Source organism: Methylobacterium sp. AC832, from assembly GCF_979256025.1.
Window position 1 is genome coordinate 194,857 of sequence record NZ_CEEDMV010000006.1, and the last position, 22,196, is coordinate 217,052.

Annotated in this window: 20 protein-coding genes; 2 read left to right on the forward strand and 18 right to left on the reverse strand. The window is 63.2% G+C overall.

Annotated elements, in window-relative coordinates; genetic code table 11:
• Nucleotides 1-265 precede the first annotated feature (265 nt).
• The gene (locus AC0IXR_RS19895; RefSeq protein WP_419952675.1) at nt 266-1,114 is read left to right on the forward strand and encodes an FkbM family methyltransferase; all 849 of its coding nucleotides are present in this window, start codon (nt 266-268) and stop codon (nt 1,112-1,114) included.
• 353 nt (nt 1,115-1,467) lie between these two features.
• Here AC0IXR_RS19895 and AC0IXR_RS19900 read toward each other — a convergent pair whose 3' ends face one another.
• The 14 genes from AC0IXR_RS19900 to AC0IXR_RS19965 all read right to left on the reverse strand — a co-directional run bounded on the left by AC0IXR_RS19900 (nt 1,468) and on the right by AC0IXR_RS19965 (nt 18,176).
• Entirely contained in the window at nt 1,468-2,649 is a 1,182-nt protein-coding gene (locus tag AC0IXR_RS19900; RefSeq protein WP_471761884.1) for a calcium-binding protein, read from the reverse strand.
• A 751-nt stretch (nt 2,650-3,400) separates the two neighbouring features.
• Nucleotides 3,401-4,933 carry an acyl-CoA carboxylase subunit beta gene (locus AC0IXR_RS19905; RefSeq protein WP_471761885.1) on the reverse strand — a complete coding sequence of 511 codons (1,533 nt, stop codon included), beginning with the start codon at nt 4,931-4,933 and terminating at the stop codon, nt 3,401-3,403.
• 116 nt (nt 4,934-5,049) lie between these two features.
• Nucleotides 5,050-5,838: an ATP12 family chaperone protein gene (locus tag AC0IXR_RS19910; RefSeq protein ID WP_471761886.1), complete on the reverse strand. Its 789-nt coding sequence runs from the start codon at nt 5,836-5,838 to the stop codon at nt 5,050-5,052.
• 76 nt (nt 5,839-5,914) lie between these two features.
• Entirely contained in the window at nt 5,915-6,628 is a 714-nt protein-coding gene (locus AC0IXR_RS19915) for an HAD-IA family hydrolase (protein WP_471761887.1), read from the reverse strand.
• Between the two features lie 7 nt (nt 6,629-6,635).
• Complete coding sequence (locus AC0IXR_RS19920; RefSeq protein ID WP_471761888.1) at nt 6,636-7,013, reverse strand: hypothetical protein; 378 nt, start codon at nt 7,011-7,013, stop codon at nt 6,636-6,638.
• A 112-nt stretch (nt 7,014-7,125) separates the two neighbouring features.
• On the reverse strand, nt 7,126-8,544 hold the full coding sequence (locus tag AC0IXR_RS19925) for an RluA family pseudouridine synthase (RefSeq protein WP_471761889.1): 1,419 nt from the start codon (nt 8,542-8,544) through the stop codon (nt 7,126-7,128).
• Between the two features lie 86 nt (nt 8,545-8,630).
• On the reverse strand, nt 8,631-9,878 hold the full coding sequence (locus AC0IXR_RS19930) for an Hsp70 family protein (protein ID WP_471761890.1): 1,248 nt from the start codon (nt 9,876-9,878) through the stop codon (nt 8,631-8,633).
• A gap of 77 nt (nt 9,879-9,955) precedes the next feature.
• A complete protein-coding gene (locus AC0IXR_RS19935; RefSeq protein WP_471761891.1) occupies nt 9,956-10,513 on the reverse strand; it encodes a tellurite resistance TerB family protein in 558 nt (185 codons plus the stop codon).
• A gap of 153 nt (nt 10,514-10,666) precedes the next feature.
• The gene (locus AC0IXR_RS19940) at nt 10,667-12,163 is read right to left on the reverse strand and encodes a carboxypeptidase M32 (protein ID WP_471761892.1); all 1,497 of its coding nucleotides are present in this window, start codon (nt 12,161-12,163) and stop codon (nt 10,667-10,669) included.
• Between the two features lie 67 nt (nt 12,164-12,230).
• The gene (locus tag AC0IXR_RS19945) at nt 12,231-13,547 is read right to left on the reverse strand and encodes a replication-associated recombination protein A (RefSeq protein ID WP_056430586.1); all 1,317 of its coding nucleotides are present in this window, start codon (nt 13,545-13,547) and stop codon (nt 12,231-12,233) included.
• A gap of 258 nt (nt 13,548-13,805) precedes the next feature.
• Nucleotides 13,806-15,257, reverse strand: a complete 1,452-nt coding sequence (locus tag AC0IXR_RS19950; RefSeq protein WP_056430390.1) for a DegQ family serine endoprotease — start codon at nt 15,255-15,257, stop codon at nt 13,806-13,808.
• 73 nt (nt 15,258-15,330) lie between these two features.
• Entirely contained in the window at nt 15,331-16,083 is a 753-nt protein-coding gene (locus tag AC0IXR_RS19955; RefSeq protein WP_471761893.1) for a hypothetical protein, read from the reverse strand.
• 171 nt (nt 16,084-16,254) lie between these two features.
• The gene (locus AC0IXR_RS19960; RefSeq protein ID WP_311274735.1) at nt 16,255-16,614 is read right to left on the reverse strand and encodes a phasin; all 360 of its coding nucleotides are present in this window, start codon (nt 16,612-16,614) and stop codon (nt 16,255-16,257) included.
• A gap of 311 nt (nt 16,615-16,925) precedes the next feature.
• Nucleotides 16,926-18,176: a glycosyltransferase gene (locus AC0IXR_RS19965; protein WP_471761894.1), complete on the reverse strand. Its 1,251-nt coding sequence runs from the start codon at nt 18,174-18,176 to the stop codon at nt 16,926-16,928.
• A gap of 216 nt (nt 18,177-18,392) precedes the next feature.
• Here AC0IXR_RS19965 and AC0IXR_RS19970 point away from each other — a divergent pair, with 216 nt between their 5' ends.
• Complete coding sequence (locus tag AC0IXR_RS19970) at nt 18,393-18,575, forward strand: hypothetical protein (RefSeq protein ID WP_056430377.1); 183 nt, start codon at nt 18,393-18,395, stop codon at nt 18,573-18,575.
• 73 nt (nt 18,576-18,648) lie between these two features.
• On the opposite strand, the gene AC0IXR_RS19975 is transcribed toward AC0IXR_RS19970, so the two are convergent.
• The 4 genes from AC0IXR_RS19975 to sdhC form a co-directional block, all read right to left on the reverse strand.
• A complete protein-coding gene (locus tag AC0IXR_RS19975) occupies nt 18,649-19,452 on the reverse strand; it encodes a succinate dehydrogenase iron-sulfur subunit (protein ID WP_056430374.1) in 804 nt (267 codons plus the stop codon).
• Between the two features lie 62 nt (nt 19,453-19,514).
• A complete protein-coding gene (sdhA, locus tag AC0IXR_RS19980; RefSeq protein WP_056430371.1) occupies nt 19,515-21,335 on the reverse strand; it encodes a succinate dehydrogenase flavoprotein subunit in 1,821 nt (606 codons plus the stop codon).
• A gap of 28 nt (nt 21,336-21,363) precedes the next feature.
• On the reverse strand, nt 21,364-21,777 hold the full coding sequence (gene sdhD / locus AC0IXR_RS19985) for a succinate dehydrogenase, hydrophobic membrane anchor protein (protein WP_056430368.1): 414 nt from the start codon (nt 21,775-21,777) through the stop codon (nt 21,364-21,366).
• Nucleotides 21,778-21,788: 11 nt separating this feature from the next.
• Nucleotides 21,789-22,190: a succinate dehydrogenase, cytochrome b556 subunit gene (gene sdhC / locus AC0IXR_RS19990; RefSeq protein WP_207410576.1), complete on the reverse strand. Its 402-nt coding sequence runs from the start codon at nt 22,188-22,190 to the stop codon at nt 21,789-21,791.
• Nucleotides 22,191-22,196 lie beyond the last annotated feature (6 nt).

Sequence of the window (22,196 nt, forward strand, 5' to 3'; positions counted from 1 at the left end):
CTGCATGGTATGTGCCAGCTGCTCTAAGCGATTCCGTAAGGCCGCCCGTCACTGCGGCTTTCCCTGGGGCTGCATTGTTCCCCTACCCTTTTCATGAAGGCGCCAGTCCTACGGAGGATGCCTCCCGGATAACCGTTTGCGCAGTCGATAATCGGGGACGTGCGCCGTTTGTGGGCATGGCGTCGGATTATGCAGGCTTCAGGGGCGGTGCTGGACGACAGGAGAAGCTTGCCGTCAGGCTGCCGGGCTGGCATCACCCGGCGCAATGACCGATACGCATTCTTCCGGCATCCCACCCTTCGGCACCCACGCGCCCAAGGGGCTTGTGGCACGCATCACCAAGCGCACGGTGAACCTCTCGGGCAAAAGCTGGGCGGGGCGGCGTCTCGGCTTCCTGCTGAGGCGACTCGCGATCACGATGCTGCAGGGTCAGCCCCTCGACGTGGAGCGTTTTGGCGCACGGATGCGGCTGCACCCCTACAACAACAATTGTGAGAAGAAGGTGCTGTTCACGCCGCAATTCTTCGATCCCGAAGAACGTGCGCTTCTGGCGTCACGGCTGGAGCCCGGCTGCACCTTCCTCGATATCGGGGCCAATATCGGCGCCTACGCCTTGTCCGTGGCCGCCTTCGCCGGTCCCCGCGCGCGGATCCTAGCCGTGGAACCTCAACCCGACATCTTCGATCGGCTCACCTACAATATCGCCCAGAACCCGTTCGGCACGGTGAAGGCCGTGGCTTGCGCGGTGGCCGATAAGGCCGGTGAACTGACCTTGTTCGTCGATCCGCGCAACCGGGGCGAATCGAGTCTGAAGATTGTCGGCACCAACGAAGGTGCACAGATCCGAGTGCCTGCAGTCACCCTTCTGGGCCTTGCCCAGGGCGAAGGCATCACCCGGATCGATGCGATCAAGCTCGACGTGGAGGGGGCCGAGGACCTGATCCTGGAGCCGTTCTTTCGTGAGGCGCCGGTCTCCCTGCACCCTCGCCTGCTCCTCATCGAGGATGGCACGGCGCAATGGCAGATCAACCTCGTCGGCCTGCTCGAATCGCGCGGCTATCGCCAGATCGCCCGCACGCGGCTGAACCTGATCTTCGAGCTGAGAGGCGCCTGAAGCGATTGTCGCCCACTCGAATGGCTCGAGCGGACTCACCGCACGGTCAGGGTGGCGACGGACAAACACTGCCACGCTTGGCCAAGCGGAGTTTTGCGCTCACGATCGACCGCTCAGCGCCATCCACCTACCCTGCCGCCAGAATACCTCACATGGCCTCACGAGCGATAAGGGCGTCTTCAGGGGGCGCGACCGACACCGCCGCTTGAGTACAGTACCCCAAGGCCATTGTAAAAATGCGCCTCTCTCGAGGATCCGGCGACTGCGTCGCCGGAATGCACTCGTAGCAGGAAGCAATGCCTGCCTGTCAGGCGCATGCTGATGCTTTCTGTAAAGTTGCCGTGTAGGAACAGCTAGATAATAAAACTACCGTCCGTCAGGCTCGATGCCACGACATCGTGCAAGATGATTTTCTGCGCAGGGTCTGCAATCCCAGCAAACGTAACTTGCGTATCCTGCCCGCCGTTGATCGCTTTAATTTTAATGTCACTGAAGTTTTTCGCGATGAGTGTTACATTAAGGCGATCGATATCGACGTCGAATTTATAAATATTGTCTCGGCCGAAATTACTGTCCGTATAGCCGAAAATGGTTTCGCCCGAACCTGCAAACAACTTATCGTTGCCGGCGCCGCCAGTGATACTGTCGTTGCCGTCGCCGGACAAGATCCAATCATTGCCCTGGGTGCCATAGATGACGGTGCTATTTTCCAAAGTCGTCTGAGATACGATGGTTTGACCTTGCGTTACGAACTCGAACGACACATCACCGCCGTTCCGAACGTAGGTCCTTTCGATACTATTGAAGTTGCTGTTTGTGAGTTCGATAACGCCCGTGACAATCAGTACGTCTTTCCCGGTGCCTCCGTCGATGATGACGGGATCCTCGGAAACGACGAGGCGGTCATTGCCACCTAGGCCGTAAAGAGAGTCGTTTCCTCCGTTGCCGATCAAAGTGTTGGCGGCGGCGTTGCCCGTGAGATGGTCTCCATGGGTGCTGCCATTGATCTTGGAGATACTGATCAAGACGTCGCCTTCGGCATCGCCACCTCGATTGACGCCCGTGCTCAGGTTGACGGTGACTCCCGCGGAGGAATGCTCGTAGCTCGCCGTGTCGGTTCCCAAGCTGCCGTTCAAGATGTCAGCGCCAGCGCCTCCTTCCAGCACGTCGTTGCCGCGACGACCGTTGAGCGTGTCGTCTCCGAGCCCTCCAAGAAGACTGTCCGAGCCGGATCCACCGGTCAGGACATCGGCGAAATTTCCACCCTCGAGTGTCGTTTTTCCAAGGCGGTCGGAGAAGTTGAAATCGTAGCCTCCCGAAAACGCCGTAGCATGGTGCGACAAGCGATCTTCAGAAAAGTAGAATAATGTTGTCCCGTCTCCATCGCTATCGCGAATCACGAGTCGCTCATCGACCCCGACGGAGCGGACATAAATATCTGCTTCCGGATCGTCGTCATACCGTTGCGGAGGAAATACAGTGATGGAATCTTCATCATTGTAACCTGTACCTACCGTGATTTTAATGGTCGGCATGGCGAATCCTAGAATCTATCCAATAAGGATCTCGATCACTAGGTTGAGCGTAGCGGTCAAATTTAAGGTTGCAACTGAAAAAAGAGAGGCAGGTTGTTTTTAAGGCAATAATCGTTGGAGCGGTTTATTTCTGTATTGATGAGCCGGTAACCGGTGATAGCGATTTGCGGGTTTGTTCACGGCAGTGCTGACAATGCCCTTGAAAGAAAAGGTACTGTTTGTCTTGCCACGATGGGGCGTTGGGGAAGCTCAAAAGCGGAGATTCCGGTCCAACCCAACCCAGCGAGCTGGTAGCCGGCCCTTGCCGGCGCAAGCCGCGAACCATCGGCGCAAGCTCTCGATCTGTCCCTCCTGCGTCGGATCATCCTGGCAGCATCCGGGAACAATCGCGATATGGGTGAGAGTGCCGAGCCTTTGGTAGGTATGGCGGCTTTCCGGGGCGACTGTCAGATCACCCGGACCGGACGGAGCCGGAACTTCGAGCGGACGGTCGGCTGGGCACGTTCGCCCATCGCATCGAACCACCTCATCCAGATGTGCCCCGCGTATGTGGGTCTTGAGGAACTCGTTCGTTCGCTCAGGTCCGGCTGGAGCCTTTCTCATCGTCAGGTGCCGCGGCACCTGACGATGGGGTCGAGATTGGGATGGCCGAAGATGTCATCGCGGCTCCCGCACCCCACGTCATGGCCCACCATCCACTTCGCGGCGGGCCACTGGGAATAGGCTTCCCCGGTGGGAAGCCTTCCACCGCTTAGAGCGGGATGTTGTCGTGCTTCTTCCAGGGCTGCTCCATCTCCTTGGTGCGGAGCATGCCGAGCGCCCGGGCGATGCGTTTACGCGTCGAGTGGGGCATGATCACCTCGTCGATATAGCCGCGCTCGGCGGCGACGAAGGGCGAGAGGAAGCGGTCCTCGTATTCGCTGGTTCGTGCCGCGATCTTGTCGGTATCGCCGATCTCACTTCGGAAAATGATCTCGACCGCGCCCTTGGCGCCCATGACTGCGATCTGCGCGGTCGGCCAAGCGTAGTTGATGTCGGCACCCACGTGCTTGGAGGCCATCACGTCGTAGGCGCCGCCGAAGGCTTTGCGGGTGATGATCGTCACCAGCGGCACCGTGGCTTGGCTGTAAGCGAAGAGGAGCTTGGCGCCGTGCTTGATGAGACCGCCATATTCCTGTGCGGTGCCGGGTAGGAAGCCGGGGACATCGACGAAGGTGACGATCGGGATCGAGAACGCGTCGCAGAAGCGCACGAAGCGGGCCGCCTTGCGGGAGGCATCCGAATCGAGCACGCCGGCCAGCACCATCGGCTGGTTGGCGACGAAACCGACGGTGCGGCCCTCGAGGCGGCCGAACCCGGTGATGATGTTGCGCGCATAAGTCGACTGGATTTCGAAGAAGTCGCCTTCGTCGGCCACCCGGCGGATCAACTCACCCATGTCGTAGGGCTTGTTCGGGTTGTCCGGAATCAGGGTATCGAGGGACTTATCGAGCCGGAGCGGGTCGTCGAAGCTTTCGATCTCCGGCACGCCGTCGATGTTGTTGGCGGGCAGGAAGTCGAGCAAGCGGCGGATCTGAAGGATCGCCTCCACGTCGTTCTCGAACGACCCGTCGGCGATGGAGGACTTGGTGGTGTGGACCTTGGCACCGCCGAGCTCCTCGGCCGTGACGACCTCGTTGGTCACAGTCTTCACCACGTCCGGGCCCGTGACGAACATGTAGCTCGTGTCACGGACCATGAAGATGAAGTCGGTCATGGCGGGCGAGTAGACGTCGCCGCCCGCGCAGGGGCCCATGATGACGGAGATCTGCGGAATGACGCCGGAAGCGGCGACGTTGCGGCGGAACACCTCGCCGTAGCCGCCCAAAGCAGCGACGCCTTCCTGGATGCGGGCGCCGCCGGCATCGAAAATGCCGATGATCGGGGCGCGCATCTTCAGCGCCATATCTTGGACCTTGACGATCTTGGCGGCATGCGTCTCGGAGAGCGAGCCGCCGAAGACGGTGAAGTCCTTGGAGAAGAGGAACACGGTGCGGCCGTTGATGGTGCCCCAGCCGGTGACCACGCCGTCACCGGGAATCTTCTGCTTCTCCATCCCGAAATCGGTCGAGCGATGCTGCACGAACATGTCGAATTCCTCGAACGACCCATGGTCGAGGAGGAGTTCGATACGCTCTCGTGCCGTCAGTTTGCCGCGCTTGTGCTGGGCCACGACGCGGTTTTCGCCGCCGCCGAGACGGGCTTGAGCGCGCCGCTCTTCCAGCTTCTCGAGAATATCCTTCATGCGTGGTGAGCCTTGAGATGGGTTCGTGGGGGTGAAGCCGTGCCGTGTCCGACAGCATGGCTTGGCGGTATACTTCAAAAGCGCCTTAGCACGGGGGAAAGGCAGCGAAAATGAATTTAACGAGCCAGGGTTGCCAGCGTCGCTGCGGCCTCGAATTCAGCCTTCCGCAGGGCATGCCGAGCCTCAGCTTCGGCATCGCTACCCCAGACGCTGGCCTGATAGGCCTCGTCCACATGCGCCGCCGCCCAGGCCTCCATTGGAGTGAGATGTCCGCGCAGCGTGGCGAGGGCGATCAGGAGAGAGCCAGTCAAGGTCGTCATCGTGTGGAGCGCGGCCAGCCGGAAAGGCCCTTCGACGGCAGCGATCGCAGCGCGAAGTGCGTTCACCGACGTCTCCGGCTGGGTCACATGCATCACGCCTTCGCTGAGGATCAGGCGTACGCCCAGGGTCTCGTGCGCCCAGTCGATCACGGGGTTCCAGGCACGGGCTTGATCGGCCACGAGACGTTCCGGGTCTCCGGCGCGGTAGGCGACGAGATCCGTCCCTGCATAGGCCGAGAGATCATCGATCACCGCGTCACGGCGGGGAGCGACCCCGTCGATGGCGGTGTTGGCGAGGCGAGTCAGCGGCATGGTCGAGGGGTCGATGAACTCGGCCTGCGCTGCCCATTCTGCGGCGATAGCTTCGCCAAGTGAGCGGGTCGGCAAGGTCAGCGGATTACGGGCCGGTGTATTGGCAGATCGCCCGTCGAGAATCAGGCGAAACCCCTCCTCGCTACCCGCGAGGCCGGCCACTTTGTAGAACCGCTTCGGCAATGCGGGGCGGGTTTGTGCGCGCACGGCCTTGTGCGGATCGTGCACCGGAGGGGCGTCGCCAAGCCATTCGGCAGGATCGTCTGTACTCATGGCGAGAGGTTCTAGCGCATCGTCTCGCAGCCTGCGAGCAGGAAGCCGGCGCGATACTGAATGGCTGTTGCGAACTTTACTCCCGGGTAAGATCCGCAATCGTCATGTCTACAGCGACCTTCCGAATTCCGCCCGTGAACAGATCTGCCAGCGCGGAAGCGGTTTCGACCACGGTCACTGCCCCAGCGCCAAGCAGCGCTCCCGGCGGATGGTAACCCCAGGCGACGCCAATGGCGGCCGCGCCGGCACTCACCGCCATATCCATGTCGTAGGTGGTGTCTCCGATCATCACTGTCGTCTCTGGCGTTGCTCCAACCGCGGCCATGGCCTGATGCAGCATCGCCGGGTCGGGCTTGGATGGCGCGTCGTCGGCAGTCTGGATGGTGGCGAAGACGTCGCCCCAGCCATGGCTTTCTACGAGCCGATCGACACCGCGCCGGGATTTCCCCGTGGCGAGTCCGAGGCGCAGATCGTCTCGGGCATGCAGACGTTCGATCAGATCGCCCATTCCGGGGAACAGTGGCTCTTCATAGGCCGGATCCAGGCGCAAGGTATTGAAGGCCCGCTTGTAGCTCTCGGACAGGCCTTCCACAGGCCCATCCTCGCCTACGAGACGCCGGAAGGCCTGCGGCAGTGAAAGGCCGACAACGGAAAGGGAGACTGATCGCGAGGGTGGAACGATGCCGTGCTCGGCGAAGGCCATGCCTTGGGCCGCAACGATGAGGTGCTGGCTATCAACCAGCGTACCGTCAACGTCGAAAACGACGAGCTTCACGGAAGAGTCCTGCATGGCCGCATTACGGCTGACGCCCTGGCTGCAGTTGTTGCGCCGCTGCCTGGCCTGGCTTCTGGCGTTCGTAGCCGAGCTTGCAGCGGATCAGAAAGCGCCGCCGTACCCCGCCGCGCAGGCCGCGCGCGTGCGAAAGCCGGTTGCAACTGGCATAGGACCGCCGCCTGCGTTCGCCCGCCCGCGCCTGTGATCCATGGCGGCCGACGGCGGGAGGTGGCGGAGCTGGGTTCGGCGTTGCCGGAGCGGGAACCGCTTTTACCGCGGGACTTGGCGGGGTCTGTTGTGGACCCGCCGCCTGCGCGGCAGCCTCGGCGGTCAGCGACGCTGATCCGAAGCACACGAACAGGCCGATCAAGGCGGTGCTGGCCATGGTCGCGAACGTCATCGGCATTATGTCTCGCTGCAACGACGGGTGAAGTCGACCACAAGGATAAGGCATGGCGCCCAATTGCCAAGGCGCATCCATAGACGCTTCTCGCCGATGCGCACCGGGCGGATCACGCCTCCGGCGCCTCGACGATGGGATCGTAGCGCGAGGCGTCGAAGCCCAGCAGGTTCCAGCTCTGCGCCATATGCGGCGGTAATGGTGCCGTGACGTCCACCGGCTTCAGCGTGCGCGGATGCGGAATGACGATGCGACGTGCCAGGAGATGCAACCGGTTCTGGATGCCTCCCGGCAAAGCCCAGTTCTCGACGCTGAAATACTTCGGATCGCCGACGATGGGGTGGCCGATATGCGCGGCATGGGCACGGAGCTGGTGCGTACGCCCCGTCACAGGCTTCAGGGAGAGCCAGGACAGCTTCTGCGCCGCATTGTCGACCATCGCGTAATAGGTCAGCGCGTGGGCCGCGCCTTCGTCGCCATGCTGGGCGACCCGCATTCGCGCATCGCCGTCGTGAGCTTCTTCCTTGGCCAGATAGGTCGAGATCCGGCCTTGGGGCACGCGTGGGACGCCGGCGGTGAGTGCCCAATAGACCTTGCGGGCGGACCGCGAGCGGAAGCTCTTGGCGAGGGTCGCTGCTGCGAGGCGCGTCTTGGCGACGATGAGGCAGCCCGCAGTGTCCTTGTCGAGGCGATGAACGAGGCGCGGCTTTTGCCCGTCCGGCCCGGTCAACGCCTCGAGAAGCCCGTCCACATGGCGTACCGTGCCGGAGCCACCCTGGACCGCGAGGCCGAAAGGCTTGTTCAGCACCATCATGTCCGCATCCTCGTAGAGGATCAGCGAGCGTAGGAAGTCGGCATCGGTGGCGTCACGCGCGACACTGCGCGGTCGTTCCGCCACCGGGTCGAGCTTGAGGGGGGGCACGCGCACGCTCATGCCCGGCAGGAGCCGGTCGTTCGGCTTGGCGCGCTTACCGTCCACACGCAGCTCACCCTTGCGGACGATGCTTTGAACACGGGTGAAGGGTAGCTGCGGGAAACGCGTCGTGAGGAAGCGGTCGATCCGCATTTCGGCTTCGTCTTCCTCGACGATCAGTGTCTGTACGCCGGAGGCCAAAGTCGCGGAGGCGGCGGCGCGCTGTTCGCGCCGGGTCGGTCCTTCGACCACTGGTTCCGGGGACTTGGCACCAGCGCGGCGCGGACGCGGCGCGTCCAACGATTTCTCCACGACCTCATTGCGGGGCGCCCGCGTCCGAGGCGCACGGGCCACCGGGATTTCGTCATCGGACGGCGTCTCCGGGGCATCGCCGGGGCGCCAGGGCGCGCGCTTGTCGGCCTCGCCGCGCAACTGCGCCGCGCGATGGGCGGCGTCGAGGGCGCTGGTGCGGGGGCCAGTGCCTTCGCGGTCTGGCCTGCGGAACGCGCCGGGCTTGCCGGGACGGTAAGGCTTGCCGCCGCTGCCGGGCGGCCTGCCTTTGCCGGCGCCGGAACCTTTACGTCCGGCATTGCCGCGTGATGGTGGTCTGGTGGTCATCGCGTGCTCGTAACACCCTCGCCCCTCTGGGCAAAGCGCTTCGAGGATGGGGCGCTTCGAGAACGCGACGTTGCATGAACCGCAGTTCAGGCGGCGCGGCGGCCCGCCTCAATGGTCAGCCCGGTCCCGACGGAGCCGAACGTATCACCGTCCACAACTCTGGCATTCGGGACGCCCGCCACCAATGCGGCACGGACATGCGGCAGGCCCGTGGACCCGCCGGTCAGGAACAGGGCGTCGATGCCCTCGGCCGGCAAGCCCGCCTGATTCAGGCAGCGCCCGATCCTCTCGGCGATTCGCCGAGAGAGCTCTTCCGTCTGCGCCACGAGGCCGGCATGGTCGAGGTTGGCGGCGAGACCCGGCTCGACCCAGCCGAGCGCGACGCCGCCCTGGCCGGCATCCGAGGCAGCGATCTTGGCGCCCTCGACTTCCATCGCCAGGGAATGCCCGCGTTCGGCTTCCACCACGGTGTAGAGCCGAGCGATCAGGTCCGGCCGGCGCGCGTCGCGGCGGACCTCCTCGATCTCGCGGAGGGTCTTGGCATTGTAGAGCCGGTTGATGCTCGACCAGGTGGCGAGGTCGTGGAAATACCCGCTCGGCACGTCGAGGTCGCCTCGGTTCATCGGGCTGCCGAGGCCGAAGAGCGGCATTACCGTGCCGAGGCTGAGCCGCCGGTCGAAATCGGTACCGCCGATGCGTACGCCGTCATTGGCAAGGATATCGCCGGACCGGTCGACCTTGGTATGGCGCTCCGGTGAGAGCCGGACGATGGAGAAATCCGAGGTGCCGCCGCCGATATCAGCGATGAGCGCGATCTCCTCCCCCGTCACCTGCTGCTCGTAATCGAGCGCCGCCGCGATGGGCTCGTATTGGAACGAGACGTGGCGGAAGCCGATGCTCTGGGCGATCTCGCGCAGGGCATCCTCCGCGCGGGCGTCGCCCTCCGGGTCGCCATCGACGAAGTGGACCGGGCGGCCGTGCACCACGGTATCGATGCCCGTTCCCGCCTGCGCCTCGGCGCGCGTCTTCACAGCGGAGAGGTAGCGGGCGATGACGTCGCGGAAGCGGATTCGCTCACGCCCGACTGGCGTCGTCTCCTCGAGTAGCGAGGATCCGAGCACTGACTTCAGGCTGCGCATCAGCCGGCCCGGCGTGCCCTCGACGTACTCCGCCATGGCCGCGCGGCCGACGAGGGGCGTCCCACCCGGCGGGAAAAAGATCGCGCTGGGAATTGTCACGTGGTCGCCCTCCAGTCGCAGCAGGGCGGGCCGTCCCTCGGTGACAAGGCCGAGCGTGGTGTTGGACGTGCCGAAATCGAGGCCACAGGCCGCCATGTAGGATCTCCGGACGCTGGTCCGCTGGAATGGGGGGCCGTCGACCTACAGGCTGGGCCCGTCCCGGTCCACCGGTCTCAGCGCTCGAAATCGCCGGCCCGGCTCGCCTTCAGCGCAGGGCTCCCAGCCGTGAGCCGCCGCTTGAGCCGCACGATCGCCTCTCGCTGCAACTCGCTGGCGGCGGAATGGGCGTTGGCGACCTGTGAAAGCATGTCGATGAAATGCAGACGCTCGGCCGCGGTCAGGTTGTCCCGCAGTAGGGGCAGCATTTCGTCTGCCACGAGGGAGAACGGTCGTCGTGCCTCGGTGTAGGTCCACGCTCGCTCGAACGTGGCCGAGATAGTATCGATCTGGAGCGGAGAATCCATGAATTCCAGGATCTTGGTCTTCTCGGCGGCGGTGACGGGGCTACCCGTGCGGACCAATTGAATCATCAGGATCACCGCCGCCAGCCTGACGTCCCGCACTCGCTTCAGTGGCGTGCCGATGATGTCCTCAAGGGTTGATTTCGCCCTCCTCTGAAGGCCCTTTGTGTCTCGATTGACCTCCCTCAACGCCGTCGCGGTTCCGTGCGCGCGGATGATCCAGAACAGGATGGCACCCACGATCCCGATCGCTGCGACGATGACGACCATTCAAGCGAACCTTTCCCCAGATCCGATCCGGCTCGGACGATTGTTTCGGCTCTGAGCATAGCGCCATGGCTCCAGCGGCAAACCCCGAGGGACGTCCGACCCCGCGAAGGATCGCCACGCAGCAACCGATTCGCAACCAGCCGATGCGAGCGTTCAGCCTTCCCCGAGATAGCGGTGGCGCAGGTGGCGCATGTAGTCTTCTGCGCCCAGGGGCTTGCCGGTGGTGGCAACGAGCAACTCGTCCGTCTCCAGGAAACTGCCGCGTCCGTGCACGTTCTCGCCGAGCCAGCCGCGCATGGCGGTAAAATCGCCCTCGGCCAGGTCGGATGGGATTCCGGGCAGGTCCTCACAAGCGGCGCGGAAGAACTGCGCCGCCGCCATGGCGCCTAGGGTATAAGTCGGGAAATATCCGAAACTGCCCCCGGGCCAGTGGATGTCCTGCAGGCAGCCGAGCCGGTCGCTCGGTACCGCGAGACCAAGTAGCGAGCGCATGCCTTCATTGAATGCGCCCGGCAGATCGGTGATTGCGAGATCACCGGCGATCATCGCGGTTTCGAGATCGTAGCGGAGGAGGATGTGAGCCGGATAGGTCACTTCGTCGGCATCGACTCGGATCAGGCCCGGCTCAACTCGTGTGTAGAGGCGGTGCAAGTTGTCGGCATCCCAGTCGCTTCCCTGCCCGCCGAACGCCTCGCGCAGCCGAGGTGCCAGGTAAGCACAGAACTCGGCTGAGCGGCAGGCCTGCATCTCGATCAGCAGCGACTGGCTTTCATGCAGGCTCATCCCCCGGGCGTTCCCCACGGGCTGGTGAAGCCATGCGGCCGGCCGGCCCTGCTCGTAGAGCGCGTGGCCGGTCTCGTGCAGCACGCCCATCAGGGCGCGGGTGGCGTCGGCCTCGTCGTAGCGCGTGGTGATGCGCACGTCGTCGGTGGCCCCGCCGCAGAACGGGTGCAGGCTGATATCGAGCCGTCCGCGCTCGAAATCGAACCCGGCAGCGCGCATCAGCGCCAACCCCAGGGCCTTCTGCGCCTCCACCGGGAACGGTCCCGGCAGTGGCATCGGCGCCGGCATCTTCGCCTGTCGGTCACGGATCGTTCCGATCATGCCCGGCAGGGTCGCGCGAAGCTCGGAGAAGAGCGGGTCGATCACCGCCCGGCGCATGCCGGGATCGTAGCCGTCGAGGAGCGCGTCGTAGGGCGCGAGGCCCAGAGCGGCGCCCTTCGCCTCCCCGACCTCTTGTTGCAGGCGCAGGGTCTCGGCGAGATGAGGCGCCAGCATCGCGAAGTCGGATGCCGCCCGCGCTTCCCGCCAGACCATCTCGGAGCGGGACGACGCCTTGGAACTCGCGGCGACGAGATCGCCCGGCACGGCCGAAGCATGAAGGTAGGCGCGGCGCATCTCACGCAGGTTGGCCCGCTCCCAGGCACCGAGGCCGGCCTCGTCGTCCGAGGCCTGCGCGATCAGGTCACCGGTCTCGGCGGCAGTGAGGATCTCGTGGGCAATGACCCGCAACTGGGCGAGCTGCTCGGCCCGGCCTTCCGCCGCGCCATTGGGCATCAGCGTCTGGGCGTCCCAACCGAGGATGCCTGCAGCATCCTCGACGGCGCCGATGCGGGCAAAGCGGGTGGCGAGGCTACGATAGGCGTGCATGGTCGTGGCTGGCCTTCTGGATGACTGAGCGCCGCCCTATCATGGGATCAAGGAGCGGACGACGAGATCAGCGCTCCTCGTCACGGCGCTGCTTTCGCAAGGCCTCCCAATGGGCAAGGCGGTCACCGTAGCGGGTTTCCATGCCACGGTCGGTGGGCTCATAGAAATACTGGCGACCGAGCGCCTCGGGCCAATAATCCTGGCCCGAGAACGCATCCGGCTCATCATGGTCGTAGCGGTAGCCCTCGCCATAGCCGATCTTGCGCATCAGCTTGGTGGAGCCGTTGAGGATGGTCCGGGGCGGCGGCAGTGAGCCGTGCTCCTTAGCCACTCGCGTCGCCGCCTTGTAGGCATTGTAGACCGCGTTCGATTTCGGCGCGCAGGCGAGGTAGACGGTGATCTGGGCGAGCGCCAATTCCCCTTCCGGCGAGCCAAGGAAGTCGAATGCGTCCTTAGCGGCAGTGGCGACGACGAGGGCCTGGGGGTCGGCGAGGCCGATATCCTCCACGGCCATGCGCACGAGGCGCCTTGCGATGAAAAGCCTGTCCTCGCCTCCATCGAGCATGCGGCAGAGATAATAGAGCGCCGCATCGGGGTCGGAACCACGCACAGTCTTATGCAGTGCGCTGATGAGGTTGTAGTGCCCCTCCTGGCTCTTGTCGTAGATCGGCGCCCGGCGCTGGACGATCTCCTGCAAGGTGGCAGCGTCGAAGATCTCGTCTCGCTTGGCAGAGCGCCAGACCTCTTCCGCCAGGGTGAGGCAGGCCCGTCCGTCACCGTCGGCCATGCGGACGAGGACGCCGCGCGCGTCTTCGTCCAAAGGCAGCGAACGCCCCGTCAGTTCCTCTGCCCGGACCAGTAGCTTGGCGATGGCGACGTCGTCGAGCGAGCGGAACAGCAGGACGCGGGCGCGCGAGAGAAGCGCGGCGTTGAGCTCGAAGGAAGGGTTTTCGGTAGTGGCGCCAACGAGCGTTACGGTTCCGTCTTCCATCACGGGAAGGAAAGCGTCGAGCTGAGCCCGATTGAAGCGGTGGATCTCATCCACGAAGAGCAACGTCCCCTGACCCATCGCCCTGCGCTGGCGCGCCGCCTCGAAGACCTTTTTCAGATCGGCGATGCCGGAAAAGATCGCCGAGATCTGTTCGAACTTGAGGTCAGTCTCGTGGGCCAGAAGGCGGGCCACCGTGGTCTTGCCGGTACCCGGCGGCCCCCAGAATACCAGTGAGCCGAAGGATTTGCCGTTCAGGAGCCGGGTGAGCGATCCGTCCGGTCCGGTGAGGTGCTCTTGTCCCACCACCTCGGCGAGGGAGCGTGGACGCAAACGGTCCGCAAGCGGGCGAGGCGCATCGTTCTGCAGACCGGCGGAGGCGAAGAGATCGGACATCGACGCATAGAAGACGCGGGCTGCGCCATCCCGCAATCTGCAAATGACCTCGTCCCCGCGTTTCGGTGGACTTGCCGACCTGCCTTGCAGTTAGGATGCCGAGCAAAGACCGGATCGGCGCCTCGCACGTCTTCCTCATATGGGCATCCAGCGAATCACACGCGATCCCGGCCTCCTATGACCAACGTTTAATTCGCCAGGGCACGCCTCCGGAGCCCGGTGCCGGAGGATACCGGCTGCGTGGACTGAATGAGGCCTCTAGCCTCCGAACACCGAGGTCAACACTGTGCCGCCGCGATTAATCGTAATCTCCCAAATGCCGGGATTGGTCCGGATCAGGCGCTCGAGATCTTTCGTGGCGGTCACTGGGGCTCCGTTGATCGCCACGACCACGTCTCCGACCTGGAGTCCGTTGCGAGCCGCGATGGACCCTTCCTCTACGGACGAGACCGCTACTCCCTCGGAGGCGAAATCCTTCTGCAATTCTTCCGCGACGGCCGGCGAAGTGTTGACCAGGGTGGCGCCGAACATGGGCGAGCGAGTGCGCAGCTTCACCGCCTCGCGTGGTCGTGTCTCTGGAGCCGAGGCGAGTTTGACCGAAATCGTGGAGCGGGAGGTGCCGCGCAGGATGCCGAACTTGGCACTTCCGCTGATTCCCTTCAGGGCAAAGCGGTAACCAAAGGCTTCCGGATCATCGACGACTTTGTCGTCCACCGTGAGGATCAGGTCGCCGCGCTTCAGGCCGGCCTCTTCGGCCGGGCTTTTCGGCTGCAGGCTCGCCACCAAGACTCCGGTCGGATGGTCGAGGCCCATGCTCTCGGCGATGTCCGGTGTCACGTTCTGCACTCGCGCCCCAAGCCACGGGCGGCGTACCGTCGTGGCACCACCCTTGGCTGTTTCGACCACGGCGCGAACCATGCTTGTGGGGATGGCAAAGCCGATGCCGTGGCTTCCACCGGATTGTGAGTAGATCGCCGTATTGATGCCGACGAGCTGCCCTTGCAGGTCAACGAGAGCGCCGCCGGAATTGCCCGGGTTGATCGCCGCATCGGTCTGAATGAAGAATTGGTAGTCCGAAGACCCGACCTGGGTACGCGCCACCGCCGAGACGATGCCCTGCGTCACTGTCTGGCCGACGCCGAACGGGTTGCCGATCGCCATCACGAAGTCGCCGACCTCCAGCGCCTCGGAATCCCCCATCGGCATCGGCACGAGTCCGCCAACGGGACTCTTGATCTTGATGACGGCAAGGTCAGTCCGGGGATCGCGCAAGACGATACTGGCCTCGAACTCCCTTCGGTCGGAGAGCGAGACACGAACCTCATTCATGTTATCGATGACGTGGTTGTTGGTGATGACGAGCCCAGATTCATCCACGATGACGCCGGACCCCAAGGATTTCTGTGCCCGCTCGCCCGGCATGCCCTGGCCACGACCAGAGCCTTGCTCGCCGAAGAACCGGCGCATGAACTCGTCCATGGCGCTACGCGACGTGCCCCGTTGCTCCACATGCGACGCGTAGACATTGACCACCGAGGGAGCGGCTCGCTTCACCACCGGCGCGAAAGAAAGATGGACTTCGCCCTTCGAGCCGGGAACGATCTTGGCCGGAACGTGCGTTTCCGGCGTCTTCATCATCTGCGCTTGAGCGTTTGGCGAGACGACGATGGACGCCGTGACGAGGCAGGCGAGCAGCGGCCGATGAATCATCGCGATCTCCCGGATGGTAGGCGCAGACAGCGGAGCCGCTGCGGAATCCGAGATATCTAGACGCGCCGGGGCGTCAGCGCGAGGGGTGTCCGGGGCGTCGAAGCGTGGCGGCGATGCGGCCCGCGCGGCGGGCAAGACTCGCAATGCAGCTGAGAGAGGCGTCGGCTGCACGTTGCATTTCATTCACTTGAAGACGGAGAGCATCAGCGGGGTTCTTTGCCGCCGATAAGGAACGCCAATGTGCAAGAGTGGCAATGCTCTCGTTGCGGACATAGGTCGCAAACGTATCGTTGGCGGCGGTTATTTCCTTCAATGCCGAGGGGGCCTCAATGGTTGGCGACTGAGCGGCAAGATCTTTCGCCGAGGCGATCGCACTTTCAATCTCGGCAGGCAGGAGAGATGCGAGTTCCGCCTCGTGCTCCGTTCGCGCCTCGCCATTGCCGGCATGCCCTGGCGCATCATCTTGCGCGGCGATGGATACGTTTACGGCGGCAGGCGCGTGGACTTCGGATGCCCCATCCTCCGCGAGCGTCTCTGCTCTGCCGGAATGGAGCTCCGTCACAGACTGTCCGGCCGTCAAAGCATCTGAAGACACGGTCTCCAACAGGGGCGCGATGACCGGGGTAGAGCCGTCAGGCAGAGATGCCCCGACCAAGGCAGAATCGATACTCGACGATTGATAGGTCGGAGCCACCTCGAGCGACTTCGTTACGATATCCGGCGCTTCGGCTGTCGTCGGAGCAGCGTCCGCATTGGCAGGCTGGGTCGATCGATTGGCTTTACTTTTGGGGCGCTCTACGGAGCGTGCTGGTCGGCGTATTGCCATGATTCGCGTCCCCTTCATCCATCGTCGGACATGCATCGCCAGGTACCGGTCGGCACCCTCCGCGGTTCATGCCGGAACTCCAGTTGGACCGCATTTACTGCGCCGACACCATACCGCTTCTCCGGTTTGCGCGCGAACCGGCAATCGGCCAGTCCGCGCATGGAGGCAAATTCAGGCGCCTTTGGTCGCTTTCTGCGCCAGGGCGCCGAGATCCTTGGCCTGGGTCTGAATCGCGGCAATCTGGCTGTGCAGGAACGCGCTCTGCAACTCGAACGCTTCCTTCACGTCGCGGGTACGCACCAGCTTTTGAGCGAAGTCGAACGTCGAGCTTGCATTCGCCTGGACTTGGTCAAGGCCCTTGGCGATCACGGACTGGATCGTCTCATGCACCGTGTTGGACGATGTCTGAAGCTGTTCGGCGGATTTGACCACCGTGCCGAGCAGACTGCTCACGGCAGTCCGGGCCTGACTGACGCTCTTCTCCGCGAAGTCGCGAAGCTCGGCAGGAATCTCGTAGGTTGGCGCGTTCATGTCGTTCCTCTCTGAATGAGCGGTGGCGACACGGGATGACGCGCCGCACTATCGATATGTTGCAGTGCAATATGGAAGTCAAGATGGGGCGTTTAGCGGAAGCCCACCAGTAGCAGTGCCATCACGGTGCTGGATTCAAATTAGCGGGATGCCGAAGGATCTGAGCATGCAATGTAGGCCAGCAAGTTAGGAATTGTGAAATATGACGTCCGCAGTAACGATTCATTGGCGGCTGTGTTGAGCATGTTGGGCTCGAGGATGATCCTTTTCGATGGATCTCACGTGGGAGCCGACGCACAGGTTTTCTGCAGCTATCGATGACTTGGTGTTTCTAAGACATCGGGCGTTGCAGGCGATACGTTTCGGGTGATCCTTCGATAGAGGCGGACAAGTGCATCGGCATGGGCGTCGATCGACATCGGCGCGTTCCAATATCTAGCGTGAGCGGAACGTCCGAGCGTCTCCGCTGTCATCGCGTCGAGATTTCGGAAAGCCGCCGCGAGGGTTGTCCGCTCCGGTGCGACTACATAACCGGTGACGCCGTTGACAACTTTTTCGGCGGCACCGGAGCGGTCTGACGCGATGACAGGAAGCCCGGTCGCCAAAGCCTCGTAGACGGTGAGAGGTCCCGTCTCGTACCACCGGGACGGCGCGGCCACGGCACGCGCACGTTGAGCAAGGATGGTCCATACCTCGCCGGGAGATCGCCATCCCAGCATTTCCACATGCGGCTGCACGCTCAGTTCCGCCTCTAATGGTCCAGTTCCGATGAAGAGGGCCGGCATGCCGGCATCGCGTGCCGCCTCGGCGACGAGGTCCGCGCCCTTCTCGCGCGTCAGGCGACCTACATAGGCAATGGCCGCCGCCGCAGCCGGGTTGGCCCGTACTCCCCTTTCCACCCGGACGGGATTGTCGACCCGATGATGCGTCACGGAGAACGAGCCTTGGAGATCGTCAGCGCGGCGGAGGCTGGCATCGCAGACATGAACCAGATCGAGATGGCGCCGTCGCAAGGCACGGCTTTGAACGACGCTTCGCCCTACCCGGATGGCCTTGTGAAAGCGGCTCCTCGGATCGCAAGGCGCTACGACACAGGACTTTGAGAGTGGCTTCAGTCCACATGGGCGATCCTGGTCGAACCGGTAATAGACGCCGTTGGGGCAGGAAAGAAAGTAATCGTGCAACGTCACCGCCACGGGGACGCCGCTGTCGAATAAGACAGGGAACACGCTGGGTGAAAGGCTCCGGGTCCATTGATGCAGGTGGATAACGTCTGCTGGCCTTGGGAGGCTGCCTAGTATGGAGCGCAGGCGTGCTGCGGATTGCCAATTCCAAAGGCCAGACAAGGCCGCCTCCATAGGGGGGCGACTCCAGATGTCTGCGTTACCGAGGGTAATGTGCCGGATGTTCGGATGATCGAGTAACGGATCCACCGCGCCGTCGATGGCTTGGATGTAGGTAATGTCGATCCCCGCCTTAGCGAGGCCGTGCGCAGATTCGACCGCCACCTTCTCAGCACCGCCACTCGCTACGGCGAACTCGGCGAGGATCACGATATGCATGGCGCGCCCGATCCCTCGGCCAGCTCGATGAATCCAGGAAGCTCCGGCCGGTATGGCCAGGGTAGCGACGATCGACTCATGTCCGGTAAACGCCACCGTCGCAGAGACGAGACGCCGTACCGCCAGCGATGAAAGGGATCGGGCGTCGTCCCATCCGCGTTGGTCGAGGTGAATGCGCAACCCCGGTGATGACCGGGCAAGCACCAGGAGACGCTGATGTCCGACCCGAAGCCAAAAGCCACGTCCGATGCCGACGAAAAACCTCGCGTTGACCCGGCGCGCGGCGGTGACAAGACGAATCCCGGTAATAACCAGGATGAGATGAGCGAACGACTCGATGAAGCGTTGGAGGAGACCTTTCCTTCAAGCGATCCGGTCTCGGTAAAAATCACGAAATAGGGCTACGAATAACCAAAGCCGAGATGTTGGGCATCTCGGCTTTGGTAGCGGTTCGGTGTCGTGGGCTCAGGTATCAGATTTCGCGCGACACCATCATCTTTTTGATCTCAGCGATGGCCTTTGCGGGATTGAGGCTTTTCGGGCAGGCATTGGCACAATTCATGATCGTATGGCAGCGATAAAGCCGGAACGGGTCATGAAGAGCGTCGAGCCGCTCGCCGGTGTTCTCGTCACGGCTGTCGATGAGCCAGCGATAGGCTTGAAGTAGGGCAGCGGGACCCAGGAAGCGGTCGCCGTTCCACCAGTAACTTGGGCAGGACGTGGTGCAGCAAGCGCACAGGATACATTCGTAGAGACCATCGAGTTGGGCACGGTCCTCCGGGGTCTGCTTCCACTCACCTTCGGGGGCCGGTGTCTCGGTTTGGAGCCAGGGCTCGACCGAGGCATGCTGAGCAAAAAAGTTGGTCAGGTCGGGTACCAGATCCTTGAGGACCGGCATGTGCGGGAGCGGGTAGATCCGCACTGCGCCGGTCTTCTTACCCTTCGCATGCTCCTGGCATTCGTCGATGCCCATGGTGCAGGCGAGCGCGTTCTGACCCTCGATATTCATAGCGCAGGAGCCGCAGATGCCCTCGCGGCAGGAGCGGCGGAACACCAGCGTCGAATCGACCTTGGCCTTGATCCAAAGGAGGGCGTCGAGAACCATCGGCCCGCAATCGTCGCGGTCGACTTGATAGACGTCGACACGCGGGTTGGCGCCGTCATCTGGATTCCAGCGATAGATCCGGAATTCCTGAAGGTTGTTGCCCCCGGTCGGCCGAGGCCAAGTCTTGCCCTCGGTAATCCGGGAGTTCTTGGGTAAGTTGAATTGGGCCATGGTTCGGCGTGCCTAAATCCGTCTCGTGAGTACCATCGTCGGGAACGACCGCAGCCGCTTTCCTAGTAAACGCGAGCCTTCGGCTCGATGTATTGGATCTCGTTAGACATGGTGTAGGTGTGGACTGGACGGTAATCGATGTTCACCTGCTGAGATTTGTCGTCTAGCCACGACAGCGTGTGCTTCATCCATTCCTTGTCGTCACGATCGGGATAGTCCTCGCGAGCATGAGCGCCGCGGCTTTCCTTGCGGTTGGCAGCCGATTCCATGGTGACAACGGCTTGACCGATCAGATTATCGAACTCGAGCGTCTCGAGCAGGTCGGTGTTCCAGATCAGCGAGCGATCGGTGATCTTGATGTCGGCTTCGCCTTGCCAGACCTTATGGATCAGAGCCTTGCCTTCTTCCAGAACCTCGCCGGTGCGGAAGACCGCGCAATTGTTCTGCATGGTCTTCTGCATCTCGGCGCGCAGTTCCGCCGTCGGCGTGCCGCCATCAGCATAACGGAAGCGGTCGAGGCGGCCGAGCGCCTTGTCGGCCGAATCCTTAGGCAGATCCATCTGGCGACGGCCCGGCTCGACGATCTCGGCGCAGCGTAGGCCGGCTGCGCGGCCGAACACCACCAAGTCGATGAGGGAGTTCGAGCCGAGACGGTTGGCGCCGTGCACGGAGACGCAGGCAGCTTCACCCAACGCCATCAGGCCCGGCACCACCGTGTCGGGGTTGCCGTTCTTCAGGGTCAGTACCTCGCCGTGATAGTTCGTCGGGATGCCGCCCATGTTGTAATGTACGGTCGGCAGGACCGGGATCGGCTCCTTGGTGACGTCGACGCCTGCGAAGATTTTGGCGGATTCTGAGATGCCCGGCAGGCGCTGGTGCAGGATCGCCGGGTCGAGATGGTCGAGATGCAGGTAGATGTGGTCGTTTGACTTACCGACCCCGCGCCCGGCCCGGATCTCCATGGTCATCGAGCGTGAGACCACGTCGCGCGAGGCGAGGTCCTTCGCGCTTGGAGCATAGCGCTCCATGAAGCGCTCGCCCTCGGAATTGGTCAGGTAGCCACCCTCGCCGCGGGCACCCTCGGTGATGAGGCAGCCGGCGCCATAGATACCGGTAGGATGGAACTGCACGAATTCCATGTCCTGCAGCGGAAGGCCGGCGCGTAGCACCATCGCGTTGCCGTCACCCGTACAGGTATGGGCCGAGGTTGCCGAGAAATACGAGCGTCCGTAGCCGCCGGTGGCCAGGATGGTCATCTGGGCACGGAAACGGTGGATTTCACCCGAGGCCTGATCGATGGCGATGACGCCGAGGCAACGGCCCTCCTCGTCCATGATGAGGTCGAGGGCAAAGTACTCGATGAAGAAGTTGGTGTGGTTCTTCACCGCCTGCCCATAAAGCGTATGGAGCATGGCGTGGCCGGTGCGGTCGGCCGCCGCGCAGGTGCGCTGTGCGGTGCCTTTGCCGTAATCGGTGGTCATGCCGCCGAAGGGGCGCTGATAGATTTTGCCTTCCTCGGTGCGGGAGAAGGGGACGCCCCAATGCTCCAGTTCATAGACGGCGGCGGGCGCATTACGCACCAGGTACTCGATGGCATCCTGATCGCCGAGCCAGTCCGACCCCTTCACGGTGTCGTACATGTGCCAGCGCCAATCGTCTGCGCCCATATTTCCAAGGGAGGCAGAGATTCCCCCCTGCGCCGCCACGGTATGCGAGCGGGTCGGGAAAACCTTCGAGATGCAGGCCGTGCGGAGACCAGCCTGAGAGCAGCCCACCGTGGCGCGAAGACCGGCCCCGCCGGCGCCGACGATCACCACGTCGAAGGTGTGGTCGATGATGGAATAGGCGGGCGCGCCGTTGCCGCTGGTTCCGTTGGTGGCCATGCGCAGATCCTTCGGGTTCGTGGGCGGGTCAGACGAGCTTGCCGAGGCTCACGCGCAGGATCGCGTAGAGGCAGGCAACGGCGACGACGACCGCGTAGGCATTGTTGGCGAACAGGCTCAGGAATTTCAGTCCCTTGTCGTGGACGTAATCCTCGATGATGACCTGCATGCCGATCCTCATGTGGAGCGTGACCGAGATCACGGCGAGGATGAGAACGAGTGCAACGAGCGGGTGCGACATCAGCGCGACCGCCTCGGGGTAAGGCCGATTGGCCATCATTGCGACGATGACGACAAAGCCGAGCATCAAAGGCGCGTTGGTGGCGGCGGTCAGTCGCTGCTGCCAAAAATGCCCTGCGCCGTGGCCGGAGGCGCCGAGACCCTTCACCCGCGCGCGCGGGGTACGCATCGTCACGTTCGTGTTCTGGCGGTTGTCTACCATGGAGTCGCTCCTCAGCGCAGGACGAGGGCGAGCGCCCAGATCAGGACGGTCAGGATCACGGAGCCGATAAGGGTCGCGCGAGCCAGACCCAATCGCCGTTCACGGTCGAAGCCGTAGCCAAAATCCCAGATGAAATGGCGCAGGCCACCGAGCATGTGGTGCATCAGGATCCAGGTGTAGGCGAAGAGGACCAGCTTCCCGATGATGGAGCCGAAGAACCAAGCGACCCAGCCGTACGCAGCTGAGCCGGAGGCAAGTGCGACGAGCCAGATCGCTACCAGGGCGGTTCCGCCGTAGAGCGCGGTACCGGTGACGCGATGGAACACCGACATCGCCATGGTCCAGGTCCAGCGGTAGATCTGGAGATGGGGCGAGAGCGGCTGCGCGACCGTGGGTCTGACGGTGGGGGCCATTCTGCG